The organism is Rathayibacter sp. AY1C5 (assembly GCF_002931705.1).
Classification (GTDB): Bacteria; Actinomycetota; Actinomycetes; order Actinomycetales; family Microbacteriaceae; genus Rathayibacter.
In genome coordinates this window covers 25,237-37,169 of the sequence record NZ_PSWD01000028.1, presented here as the reverse complement: position 1 = coordinate 37,169, position 11,933 = coordinate 25,237, and the positions used below count along the sequence as shown (strand labels likewise).

The window sequence follows — 11,933 nt, the reverse complement described above, 5'->3', positions numbered from 1 at the left end:
GCCGGGGCCGGCTCGGGCTCGGCCGGGGCGGGGGCCTCGGCGTCGCTCTCGGCGTCGACCGACGGGGTCGCCTCGTCGGTGGCCTCGGTCTCGGCGGCCTGGACCTCGGGGGCCTCCTCGGCGGGAGCCTCGGGCTCGGACGCCGACGCGGCTCCGGAGCCGTCGCCGATGCGCACCAGCTCGGCGCCGACCTCGACGGTCTCGTCCTCCTGGACGAGGATCTCCTCGATCACTCCCGCGACGGGCGACGGGATCTCGGTGTCGACCTTGTCGGTCGAGACCTCGAGCAGGGGCTCGTCCACCTCGACGCGGTCCCCGACGTTCTTCAGCCAGCGGGTGACCGTTCCTTCCGTGACACTCTCTCCGAGTGCCGGGAGGCTGACGGATTCGCTCATGAGCCTGTCTCCTTAAGACGCTTGTGTTTCGATGTCCAGCTTACTGATGCGGAAGCGGCGGATCGCCGCACCGCAGTGGTTCTACAGGGCGTGCAGCGGCTTCCCGGCCAGAGCGAGGTGCGCCTCGCCGAGCGCCTCGTTCTGAGTGGGGTGCGCGTGCACGAGGGGCGCGACGTCCTCGGGGTGCGCCTCCCAGTTCACGATGAGCTGAGCCTCGCCGATCAGCTCGCCGACGCGGGCTCCGACCATGTGCACGCCGACGACGGGGCCGTCGACCAGGCGCACGACCTTCACGGAGCCGGTGGTCCCGATGATCGTGCTCCGGGCGTTGCCGCCGAGGCCGTAGTCGTACACGGCGACGCGCTCGGCGCCGTACTCGGCGATCGCGCGGGCCTCGCCGAGGCCGACGGAGGCCACTTCGGGGTCGCTGTAGGTCACCTTCGGGACGTTGACGTCCGAGACGACCTGCGGGCCCAGACCGGCGATCTCCTCCGCGACGAAGATCCCCTGCTGGAAGCTCCGGTGCGCGAGCTGGAGCCCCGGCACGATGTCGCCCACGGCGTACACGCCGGGGACGGAGGTCTGCAGGCGCTCGTCGGTCAGCACGTAGCCGCGGTCGAGGCGGACCCCGGCCTCCTCGAGGCCGATGCCCGCGGTCACCGGGCCGCGGCCGACGGCGACCAGCAGGATCTCGCCCTCCACCGTGGCGCCGCTCTCGAGCGACACGGAGACGCCGCCCTCGCTCTGCGAGACCGACGCGACGCGGGATCCCAGCTGGAAGGCGATGCCCCGCTTGCGGAAGGCGCGCTCCAGCTGCTTGCTGACGCTCTCGTCCTCGTTGGGAACGAGGTGGGGGAGGGCCTCGACGATCGTGACCTCGGCGCCGAACGAGCGCCAGACGCTCGCGAACTCGACGCCGATCACTCCGCCGCCGAGGACGACGACGCTCGCGGGCACGTGGTCGAGCTCGAGAGCCTGGTCGCTCGTCAGGATCCGGCCGCCGATCTCGATGCCGGGGAGGGTGCGGGAGGCGGACCCGGTGGCGACGACGATCGACGCGCCGTGGAGCACGTGCTCGCCGACGGTCACCGTGCCGGGCGCGGTGAGACGGCCCTCGCCCGTGACGACCGTGATGCCGCGCGAGGACACGAGGCTCTGGAGCCCCTTGTACTTGCCGGCGACGACGCCCTCGCGGTAGCGCGTGACGCCCGCCATGTCGATCCCGGTGAAGCTCGAGAGCACGCCGTACTTCTCTCCCTCGCGGGCGCCGTCCGCCAGCTCGGCGGCGTGCAGCAGGGCCTTGGTGGGCACGCATCCCCGGTGCAGGCAGGTGCCGCCGAGCTTGTCGCGCTCCACGAGCGCGACGCTCATCCCGAGCTGCGTCGCCCGGAGGGCCGCCGCGTACCCGCCGCTGCCACCTCCGAGCACGACCAGGTCGTAGCGCTCTTCCGACACCCAGTGACTCCCTCGCGACGTGCGGTCCCGCTTCCCGGCCGACCGGCTCCGGCGCTGAGCGCCGAGCGGATCGGGAGGGGGGACGAGGCGGGATCTCCCGCCCCGTCGACCCTACTACGCGCTCGCGAAGCCCTCGGCCAGGGCGATCAGCGCGCGCACCGAGACCCCCGTGGCGCCGGCTCCGGTGAAGCCGTAGCCGCCGCCTCCGTTGCTCGAGGGGCCGGCGATGTCGAGGTGCGCCCACGGGATCGTGGTCGCGTCCTCGCCCTCGCCGCGCTTCCCGACGAACTCGCGGAGGAAGTGGCCGGCGAGGAGCATGCCGCCGGCGGTGTTGCCCGGCTTGACGTTCGCGATGTCGGCGATGTCCGAGTTCAGCAGCGGTCGCAGCTCCGCGGGGAGGGGCATCTGCCAGAAGGGCTCTCCCGCCGCGCGGGCGGCGTCGAGGACGCGGGAGACCAGCTCGTCGTCGCCCAGAGCGCCGACGGTCCGGTTGCCGAGGGCGACCACGGAGGCGCCGGTCAGCGTCGCGACGTCGATGATCGCATCGGGCTGCTCCTCGCTGGCGGCGACGAGGCCGTCGGCGAGCACCAGTCGGCCCTCGGCGTCGGTGTTCAGCACCTCCACCGTGGTCCCGCCGCGCACGGTGAGCACGTCGTCCGGGCGGATCGCGGTCCCGGAGGGGAGGTTCTCGGCGATGCAGAGCCAGGCGGTCGCGCGGAGCGGGAGGCCGAGCTCCGCGATGGCGCGCACGACGGCGTACACGGTCGCCGCGCCCGCCATGTCGGTCTTCATCCCGATCATCGAGGCCGGCGGCTTGAGCGAGAGTCCGCCGCTGTCGAAGGTGATGCCCTTGCCGACCAGGGCGAGGTGGGTGCTCGCGCCCTCGGGCGCGTAGGCGACCTTCACGAGGCGGGGCGGGCGGGAGGAGCCGCTGCCGACTCCGAGGATGCCGCCGAACCCCTCCTCCGCGAGGGCCTCCTGGTCCCAGACGGTGACCTCGAGCGGCAGTCCCTCGGCGCCGGTCTGCACGGCCTCGGCCAGCGTCTGCGGGTAGAGGTGCGACGGGGGAGTGTTGACGAGGTCCTTCACCGTGCCGACCGCGCGGCCGAGCACGAGCGCCCGGTCCAGGACGGCGGGGTCGGCCGACTCGCCGCCGCCCAGCAGGACGACGTGCTCGACGGGCGCCTTCGCCGCGGCGGCGGTGCTGCTGCGGAAGGCGGTGAAGGAGTAGGAGCCGAGCGCGGCGCCCTCGGCGACCGCGGCGAGCGTGCCGTCGGAGCCGGCGGGGAGGGAGAGTGCCACGGAGGCGGACCCCGCGAGCAGGCGGACGGCGGCGCCCGCGGCGTTCCGCAGCGCGGTGTCGTCGGGCTCCGCCGAGCCGAGGCCGACGAGGACGATCACTCCGGCACGGACCGAGGACGGCACGCGCACGAGCGTCTCGGCGGCGCCGGTCGCGCCGAGCGCGCTCAGCGCGGGGGCCAGCTCCTCGAAGCCCTCCGCGCCGACGAGCCGGGGACCGTCGGGTCCCGGGGCGACGCCGAGGACGAGGGCGTCGGTGTCGATGTCGGAGGCGGGAACGGTCGAGTACTCGAGAGAGGAGAGGGGCATGGCGGCAATGCTAGGCGCTGTTCGCTGAGGGCTCAGCGGACCCGGACGGGGCGCCGGGACCCCCGTTTAGACTGGACGCATGCTGGATCCGGAAGACCTGTTCGAGATCGAGGGCGACCTCTCCGAGATCCCGCGCGGGCTGCACCTCGTCACGGGCCTGACCGGCTCGGCCGACGCCGGGGGAGCGGTGGGGCAGCTGGGGGAGTACCTCTTCGAGACCCTCGAGCACCGCGAAGTCGCGGTCTTCGACCAGGATCAGCTGCTCGACTACCGGGCCCGCCGCCCCATCATCACGTTCGACCAGGACCACCTGACGGACTACCGTCCTGCGATGCTCCGGCTCTCGCTCGCGCACGACGAGCTGCACCAGCCGTTCCTCCTGCTCACCGGCTTCGAGCCCGACTTCCAGTGGGAGCGGTTCACCCGCGCGGTGGTCTCCCTCCTCGAGCGGCTCGACGTCGCCTCGACCACGTGGGTCCAGGCGATCCCGATGCCCGTGCCGCACACCCGGCCCGTCGGCGTCACCGTGAGCGGCAACCGCGAGGACCTGATCGAGGCGATGTCGGTCTGGAAGCCGCACACGCAGGTGCCCTCGAACGTCCTCCACCTGCTCGAGCTGCGCCTCTACGAGCGCGGTCTGACCGTGGTCGGCTTCGCGCTGCTCATCCCCCACTACCTGTCGGACACCGAGTACCCGCAGGCGGCGGTCGCGGCGCTCGAGAGCATCTCGGCGTCGACCGGCCTCATCTTCCCGACGGACCGCCTGCGCGAGAGCGGGCGGGAGTTCCTCGGCAAGGTCGACGAGCAGGTCGGCGGCAACGACGAGCTGCAGAAGCTGATCTCGGCCCTCGAGGCGCGGCACGACACCTACATGGAGGGGACGAGCCTCCGCTCGCCGCTCACCGACGAGGACGGCTTCGTGCCCAGCGCCGACGCGATCGCCGCCGAGCTCGAGAAGTTCCTCGCGATCCGCCGCCCGGGCGAGGAGCCCACCGCCTCCTGAGCGGCCGTAGGATCGGACGAGTGCGTGATCGTCGAGCCTGGTTCGTCTTCGGTGCCGGAGCGTTCGCCTACCTCGTCGCGGTCCTGGACCGCACGACGCTGGGCGTCGCAGGAGTGGACGCCGCGGAGCGGTTCGGGGTGGCCGCCGCCGTCCTCTCGTCGCTCGCCGTCGTCCAGCTGATCGTCTACGCCGGGATGCAGATCCCGGTCGGGATCCTCATCGACCGGTTCGGCCCGCGGACCCTGATCCTCTCGGGCACGGCCCTGATGATGGCGGGCCAGGTCGTGGTCGCGATCGCGCCGGGCATCGGCGTCGCGATCGTCGGGCGGATCCTGCTGGGAGCGGGGGACGCCGCGATCTTCACCTCCGTGATCCGCCTCACGGTCACCTGGTTCAGCGGACCGATCGTGCCGCAGCTCTCGCAGTGGATCGGCAACATCGGCCAGGTGGGCCAGATCCTCTCCGCACTCCCGTTCGCGGCGATCCTCCACACGTTCGGCTGGGAGCCCGCGTTCCTCAGCGCCGCCGGCCTCGGGGCCGTGTCCTTCCTCGGCGTGCTCCTCCTGGTCGCCGACGTTCCGCCGCGCACCGAGCCGATCACGGTGGTGCCCCCGACGCTCCGGGCGACGATCGCGCAGCTCGGAGTGAGCCTGCGCCGGCCGGGGACGCAGCTCGGCTTCTGGTCGCACTTCGTCACGCAGTCCTCCGGCACGGTCTTCACGCTCCTCTGGGGCTACCCCTTCCTCGTCTACGCGATCGGTCTGCCGCCGACCGTCGCCGCGCCGACCCTCACGATCGTCGTGATCGCGGGGATCGTCGTCGGGCCGGTGCTCGGCGTCCTGACCGCCCGCCACCCCATGCGCCGCAGCAACCTCGTGCTCGGGATCGTCTCGGCGATGGCGGTCGCCTGGACCGTCGTGCTGCTCTGGCCCGGCATCCCGCCGTACTGGCTCGTGGTGCTGCTCCTGATCGTCGTCGGAGCGGGCGGCCCCGGCTCCATGATCGGGTTCGACTTCGCCCGCACGTTCAACCCCTCGCGGAGCCTCGGCGCGGCGAACGGAGTCGTCAACGTGGGCGGGTTCCTGGCCAGCTTCACGATGATGTTCGCGATCGGCCTGATCCTCGACGCACTGGCCGGTCCCGGTGCCTCCTCCGAGCAGACCTACTCGCTCGAGCACTTCCGCCTGGCGTGGTGCGTGCAGTACGTGGTGGTCGGCGCCGGAGTCGTCGGACTCGTCGTCGCGCGCCGCCGGACCCGCCGCCGCCTGGCCGAGGACGAGGGAATAACCGTGGCCCCTCTCTGGGTTGCACTGAGTGACCGGATGCGCCGCGGCCGCGCGGGGCGCTGACGGTCGTCCCCGTCGATCCGCCCTTCTGCAGACGCGATGTCCCAGCGGAACGGCCCGGATCCCGCCGGATCGAGCCCCACTCGCACCGCACCGCACGGCTGCACTACTCAGACGTGCAATAATTGTCAATAGGACCCGTTCGGGTCGAGGAGCACCAGGCCCACGTCGGGCGTGCGACGTCCTCGACTTGACATGGGTCCTCGTAATGCCCACCGACGGACGACGCCTTCCCGCGCCGCCCGCCCCCGGGACGCAACGGATGGAGAGGTGCCGCCATGGCCACCAGAGCTACCAAGACCGCAACGCTCGACGCCGTCGACGACGACGTGACGACGACCACCAAGAAGCCCGCGACGCGCAAGCCCGCGGCGAAGACCACGGCGGCCAAGACCACCGCGGCCAAGACGACCCGCTCGCGCGCCACGACCAAGGCCGCCGCTCCCGCCGACACCGAGGAGGAGCCGACCGACGCCGTCGAGCCCGACGAGGCGGCGGAGGAGGAGGAGACCGAGGTCGTCGCCGAGGACACCGAGACCGACGCGAAGGACGACGCGGAGACGCCGGAGGCCCCGGCCGCCGCTGCCGTCGCCGCTCCGGCCGAGCCGCTCCCGAGCGGTGCGCTCGTCCTGTCGTTCGGCGGAGAGGACGACGAGGTCCCGGTCTACTCGACCGCGATCACCGGTGCCACCGCCGACCCGGTCAAGGACTACCTGAAGCAGATCGGCAAGGTCGCGCTCCTGAACGCGGCCGAGGAGGTCGAGCTCGCGATGCGCATCGAGGCCGGCCTGTTCGCCGAGGACAAGCTCGCCAACTCGACCGACCTCAGCCCGGAGCTCGTCCGCGAGCTGCGCTGGGTCGCGAAGGACGGCCAGCGCGCGAAGAGCCACCTGCTCGGAGCGAACCTCCGGCTCGTCGTCAGCCTCGCGAAGCGCTACACCGGTCGCGGGATGCAGTTCCTCGACCTCATCCAGGAGGGCAACCTGGGCCTCATCCGTGCGGTCGAGAAGTTCGACTACACCAAGGGCTTCAAGTTCTCGACCTACGCCACGTGGTGGATCCGCCAGGCGATCACCCGCGCGATGGCCGACCAGGCCCGTACCATCCGCATCCCGGTGCACATGGTCGAGGTCATCAACAAGCTGGCCCGCGTGCAGCGCCAGATGCTCCAGGACCTGGGCCGCGAGCCCACGCCCGAGGAGCTCTCGCGCGAGCTCGACATGACCCCCGAGAAGGTCATCGAGGTGCAGAAGTACGGGCGCGAGCCGATCTCGCTGCACACGCCCCTGGGCGAGGACGGCGACAGCGAGTTCGGCGACCTCATCGAGGACACCGAGGCGGTCGTCCCGGCCGACGCCGTGGGCTTCACCATGCTGCAGAAGCAGCTGGAGTCGCTGCTCGACTCGCTCTCGGAGCGCGAGGCCGGCGTGATCCGCATGCGCTTCGGCCTCGGCGACGGCATGCCGAAGACGCTCGACCAGATCGGCGACACCTTCGGCGTGACGCGCGAGCGCATCCGCCAGATCGAGTCCAAGACGATGGCCAAGCTCCGCCACCCGTCCCGCTCGCAGTCGCTCCGCGACTACCTCGAGTAGGCCGGTGATCCGCTACGCGCCGGCGGTCCTCCTCGGGAGGGCCGCCCGGTTCGCCGCGCGGGTCCGGAAGCCCGGCGGGGGATCCGCCGTGCCCGGACTCGTGGTGAACCGTGTCGCGCCCGGATTCCTGCCCGCGGTGCTCGACGGATTCCGGGACGGCCTCGTGGTCGTCACGGGATCGGCGGGCAAGTCGACCACGACCAAGATGCTGGTCGCGGTGCTCCGCGCGCACGGGCTCCGGGTCTTCACCAACCCCTCGACGGCCAACATCGCCCAGGGGCTGACCTCCGCGCTCCTGGAGCAGGCGGACCTCCGCGGACGGATCGACGCCGACATCGCCGTCCTCGAGATGGACGAGGGTCACGGCGCGCGCCTCGCGCCCCGGATGCGCCCCCGCGTCGTCCTGCTGACGAACGTGGTGGTTGACCAGATCGACCGCTTCTTCGATCCGGCCATGGTCGCCCGGATGCTCGGCACCATCGCCTCCCGCGCGACCGGTCCCGTCGTGCTGAACGCCGACGACCGCCACGTCGCCGATGTCGCGACCTCCCTCCCCGACGAGCGGATCCGCTGGTACGGCGTCTCCTCCTCCGTCCGCGACTCCGCGTCCGGCGGTCTCGGCTACGCCTCGGAGGCGGAGGCCGGGACCGACCGTGCCACCACCGTCGTCGAGAGCACGACGGGAGCGGCCGCGCGCATCGTCAGCGACGGCGACCCGCTCGAGGTCCGGCTCCCCGCGCGGGGCGTCCACTACGCGGTCGACGCCGCGGCGGCCGTCTCCACGGCCCGCGCCGTGCTCGCCGAGCGCTTCGACCCGGCCCTCGCCGCCTCCGCGCTCTCGAGCATCGACCCCGTCTTCGGGCGGGGCGAGATCGTCACCGTGCGCGGCCACGAGGTCGAGTTCGTCCTGGTTCAGAACCCGGCGAGCTACCGCCTGAACATCGCGGAGATCCCCGAGGGGACCGAGCAGATCATGCTCGCGATCGGCTCCGACGTCCGAGACCCCTCCTACTTCTGGCCCGTGGACACCTCCGTGCTCGGGCACGTCCGTGTCGTCTCGGGGTCGAAGGCGCACGAGGCGGCGCTGCACCTGCGCTACGACGGCGTGCGCGTCGACTCCGTCGACGAGGACCTGGGCCGCGCGCTCGACGCGTTCCTCGCTCTGCCGACCCCCGCCTCCGGCCGGAAGACCATCGTCTTCTCGGCCGATTCGATGCGCCGCACCCGTGCGCACCTGCAGCTCGTCACCAACCGCGAGGAGACCGCGTGACCACCCTCCGCATCGCCGTGCTCGCTCCCGACGTCCTGGACAGCAACGGCGACGCGGCGAACGCCCGGGTCCTCGCGGCTCGGGCGCGCTGGTCAGGCGTCGAGGCGGAGGTGGTGCCGCTGGCGACCGCCTCCGACGCCGAGGTCCGTCCGGACGTCCTGGTCGCCGGGACGGGAGCGGACGAGGACCTCCCTGGCGTCCTGGCACTCCTCCACGAGATCGCGCCGACGCTCCGGGCCTGGGTCGACCAGGGCACTCAGGTGGTCGCGGTCGGAGCCGGCTGGGAGATGCTGGCCGGTTCGATCAGCACGGCCGCGGGCGGCGCCCGGGGGATCGGGCTGTTCCCCGGAGACTCGGTCACGGGCGAGCGCGCGACCGACGACCTCCTCGTCGAGACGCCGGGCGGCGTCCTCGTCGGATTCGAGAACCACGAGCGCCGGATGACCGGGATCCCGCTCGAGCACGCGCTCGGCCGAGTGCTGCACGGCACCGGCGACGGCGCCGGCCACGAGGGCTACGCGGAGGGAGGCCTTCTGGGCACGCACCTGCACGGCCCCGTCCTCGCGAAGAACCCCTCGCTCGCGGACGCGATCCTGCGGCGCGCCCTCGGCGACGCCTACTCCCCGTCGGACGAGCGTCTCCGCCTGGTCGATGAAACGGCACGAGCCGCTCGCGATGTGATCGCGAAGCGGCTCGGTGTCGGTCGGTAGGGCGCTGACGCGCCGTCCGGGCTGATCGGGGACGCGCTAGGGGCGCTGCTCCTCGAAGAGTCGGGCGGACTCGTCGTGCCAGCTCTGGGCGATGCTGGAGAGCTTCTCCTGGTACTTCTTCCCGTGGTGTGCGCAGAACAGCAGTTCTCCGTTGTTCACGACCACTCGGATGTACGCCTGCGCACCGCAGCTGTCGCAGCGGTCGGCGGCGGAGAGCTGGTGGGCACCGGCGAGCTCGTCCACGCCGTTCTGGGTTGCTGTGGTCGACATGACTTGGCCTCCTGCACTCGTTCTTCGATCTCTGCTTAGTGGAACCCATCCAAGCACGCGATTGTTTCCCCACGGAGTCGATCGGTCGGCATTTCGCTCTGCGCGTAGGGGCCCCGCGCCGAGCGGCCATCGTGCTGTCGTCGGGTGCCGCGCCACCGGGGCCGGAGCGGTTCTCGAAAGTAGACTGGGCGGATGGCCTCCACCGACTACAACGCCCGCCACCTCTCCGTCCTCGAGGGTCTCGAGGCGGTCCGGAAGCGGCCCGGCATGTACATCGGATCGACCGACTCGCGCGGCCTCATGCACTGCCTCTGGGAGGTCATCGACAACTCCGTCGACGAGGCGCTGGCCGGGCACGGGACCGAGATCAGCGTGCTCCTGCACGCCGACGGCAGCGTCGAGGTGCGCGACCGCGCGCGCGGGATCCCGGTCGACATCGAGCCGAAGACGGGGCTCTCCGGAGTCGAGGTCGTGTTCACGAAGCTGCACGCGGGCGGCAAGTTCGGCTCGGGATCCTACGCGGCGTCCGGCGGTCTGCACGGCGTCGGCGCCTCCGTGGTCAACGCGCTCTCGGAGCGCCTGGACGTCGAGGTCGACCGCAACGGCCGCACCTACCGGATGTCGTTCCACCGGGGGGAGCCCGGGCGCTTCGCCGACGCGGGCGAGCCCACCCCCGACGCTCCGTTCACGCCGTTCGAGAACGGGTCGGAGCTGACGGTCGTCGGGAAGGTCGCCAAGGGCGTCACCGGAACGCGCGTGCGCTACTGGGCCGACCGCCAGATCTTCACGAAGGGCGCCTCGTTCCAGACGGACGACCTGGTGACGCGCGCCCGGCAGACCGCGTTCCTCGTCCCCGGCCTGACGATCGACATCGTCGACGACCGGGCGGACGAGCGCCGCGCCGAGATGTTCCGCTACGACGGCGGCATCTCGGAGTTCGTCGAGTTCCTCGCCCCCGACGCCCCCGTGACCGAGGTGCTGCGCCTCACCGGCTCCGGCACCTTCACCGAGACCGTGCCGGTGCTGACCCCCGGCGGCGCCATGGTGCCCACCGAGGTGGAGCGCACCTGCGAGGTCGACATCGCCCTGCGCTGGGGCACCGGCTACGAGACGGTGATGCGCAGCTTCGTGAACATCATCTCGACGCCCAAGGGCGGGACGCACCAGACCGGCTTCGAGCAGGGCCTGCTGAAGCTGCTCCGCTCCCAGGTGGAGGCGAACGCCCGCCGCCTCAAGGTCGGCTCGGACAAGCTCGAGAAGGACGACGTCCTCGCCGGGCTCAGCGCCGTGCTGACCGTGCGGCTCCCTGAGCCGCAGTTCGAAGGCCAGACGAAGGAGGTGCTGGGCACGCCCGCGGTCCGCGCGATCGTCGCCTCCACCATCGCCTCGACGCTGGGCGTGGTGTTCTCCTCGACGCGCCGCGAGGACAAGGCGCAGACCTCCCAGCTCCTCGAGAAGGTCGTCGCCGAGATGAAGTCGCGGATCTCGGCCCGCGCGCACAAGGAGACGCAGCGCCGCAAGAACGCGCTGGAGTCCTCCTCCCTTCCGGCGAAGCTGGTCGACTGCCGCAGCAGCGACGTCGAGAACAGCGAGCTCTTCATCGTCGAGGGCGACTCCGCCCTCGGCACCGCCAAGCTCGCCCGCAACAGCGAGTACCAGGCCCTGCTGCCGATCCGGGGGAAGATCCTCAACACGCAGAAGGCGAGCATCGCCGACATGCTCTCGAACGCCGAGTGCGCCTCGATGATCCAGGTGATCGGAGCCGGCTCCGGCCGCTCCTTCGACCTCTCGGCCGCCCGCTACGGGAAGATCATCCTGATGAGCGATGCCGACGTCGACGGCGCCCACATCCGCACCCTGCTGCTCACGCTCTTCTTCCGCTACATGCGGCCGCTCGTCGAGGCGGGGCGCGTCTTCGCCGCCGTGCCTCCGCTGCACCGGCTCATGGTGATGAACGCGGGGAAGAAGCCGAACGAGACGATCTACACCTACTCCGAGAAGGAGCTGCAGAGCGTGCTCGCGGCCCTCGGCAAGGCGGGCCGCCGTTACCAGGACCCGATCCAGCGCTACAAGGGGCTCGGCGAGATGGACGCGGACCAGCTGGCCACGACGACCATGGACCGCTCCCGCCGCACCCTCCGCCGGGTGCGGGTCGCCGACGCGGAGAACGCCGGCCGGGTGTTCGAGCTGCTGATGGGCAACGACGTGGCACCCCGCAAGGAGTTCATCGTCCGCGGGTCCGAGTCGCTGTCGCGGGACCGCATCGACGTCTGAGCCGCGG

Annotated in this window: 10 protein-coding genes; 6 read left to right on the top strand and 4 right to left on the bottom strand. The window is 71.7% G+C overall.

The annotated features are described in order from the left end of the window. The 3 genes from C5C57_RS15190 to C5C57_RS15180 form a co-directional block, all read right to left on the bottom strand. Positions 1 to 395 (bottom strand): biotin/lipoyl-containing protein (locus C5C57_RS15190; protein WP_308471467.1); only part of this gene is annotated, 395 nt, incomplete at its 3' end. An 81-nt stretch (positions 396 to 476) separates the two neighbouring features. Further along, positions 477 to 1,850: a dihydrolipoyl dehydrogenase gene (gene lpdA, locus C5C57_RS15185; RefSeq protein WP_104222126.1), complete on the bottom strand. Its 1,374-nt coding sequence runs from the start codon at positions 1,848 to 1,850 to the stop codon at positions 477 to 479. 114 nt (positions 1,851 to 1,964) lie between these two features. Next, positions 1,965 to 3,458, bottom strand: coding sequence for a leucyl aminopeptidase (locus tag C5C57_RS15180; protein WP_104297818.1), 1,494 nt, complete (start codon positions 3,456 to 3,458; stop codon positions 1,965 to 1,967). Between the two features lie 79 nt (positions 3,459 to 3,537). Here C5C57_RS15180 and C5C57_RS15175 point away from each other — a divergent pair, with 79 nt between their 5' ends. From C5C57_RS15175 to C5C57_RS15155, 5 genes are all read left to right on the top strand, one after another. Then, the gene (locus C5C57_RS15175; RefSeq protein WP_104297817.1) at positions 3,538 to 4,461 is read left to right on the top strand and encodes a proteasome assembly chaperone family protein; all 924 of its coding nucleotides are present in this window, start codon (positions 3,538 to 3,540) and stop codon (positions 4,459 to 4,461) included. A 20-nt stretch (positions 4,462 to 4,481) separates the two neighbouring features. Further along, a complete protein-coding gene (locus C5C57_RS15170) occupies positions 4,482 to 5,810 on the top strand; it encodes a nitrate/nitrite transporter (protein WP_104261522.1) in 1,329 nt (442 codons plus the stop codon). Positions 5,811 to 6,085: 275 nt separating this feature from the next. Further along, entirely contained in the window at positions 6,086 to 7,402 is a 1,317-nt protein-coding gene (locus C5C57_RS15165; RefSeq protein ID WP_104232561.1) for an RNA polymerase sigma factor, read from the top strand. A gap of 4 nt (positions 7,403 to 7,406) precedes the next feature. Then, entirely contained in the window at positions 7,407 to 8,672 is a 1,266-nt protein-coding gene (locus C5C57_RS15160) for a Mur ligase family protein (protein WP_104297816.1), read from the top strand. Beyond that, a complete protein-coding gene (locus tag C5C57_RS15155; protein WP_146082446.1) occupies positions 8,669 to 9,382 on the top strand; it encodes a type 1 glutamine amidotransferase in 714 nt (237 codons plus the stop codon). Before C5C57_RS15160 ends, C5C57_RS15155 begins: the two co-directional genes overlap by 4 nt. A gap of 36 nt (positions 9,383 to 9,418) precedes the next feature. Here C5C57_RS15155 and C5C57_RS15150 read toward each other — a convergent pair whose 3' ends face one another. Next, complete coding sequence (locus C5C57_RS15150; RefSeq protein WP_068212876.1) at positions 9,419 to 9,652, bottom strand: hypothetical protein; 234 nt, start codon at positions 9,650 to 9,652, stop codon at positions 9,419 to 9,421. 192 nt (positions 9,653 to 9,844) lie between these two features. Between C5C57_RS15150 and C5C57_RS15145 the strand changes: the two genes are divergently transcribed. Then, positions 9,845 to 11,926 carry a type IIA DNA topoisomerase subunit B gene (locus C5C57_RS15145; protein ID WP_104297814.1) on the top strand — a complete coding sequence of 694 codons (2,082 nt, stop codon included), beginning with the start codon at positions 9,845 to 9,847 and terminating at the stop codon, positions 11,924 to 11,926. Positions 11,927 to 11,933: the final 7 nt, after the last annotated feature.

What these genes read in the sequence shown, in the direction of transcription:
- C5C57_RS15180 (WP_104297818.1), bottom strand. Translation starts at nt 3,458, where the DNA reads ATGCCCCTCTCCTCTCTCGAGTACTCGACCGTTCCCGCCTCCGACATC.
- C5C57_RS15175 (WP_104297817.1), top strand. Translation starts at nt 3,538, where the DNA reads ATGCTGGATCCGGAAGACCTGTTCGAGATCGAGGGCGACCTCTCCGAG.
- C5C57_RS15145 (WP_104297814.1), top strand. Translation starts at nt 9,845, where the DNA reads ATGGCCTCCACCGACTACAACGCCCGCCACCTCTCCGTCCTCGAGGGT.
- C5C57_RS15150 (WP_068212876.1), bottom strand. Translation starts at nt 9,652, where the DNA reads ATGTCGACCACAGCAACCCAGAACGGCGTGGACGAGCTCGCCGGTGCC.
- C5C57_RS15165 (WP_104232561.1), top strand. Translation starts at nt 6,086, where the DNA reads ATGGCCACCAGAGCTACCAAGACCGCAACGCTCGACGCCGTCGACGAC.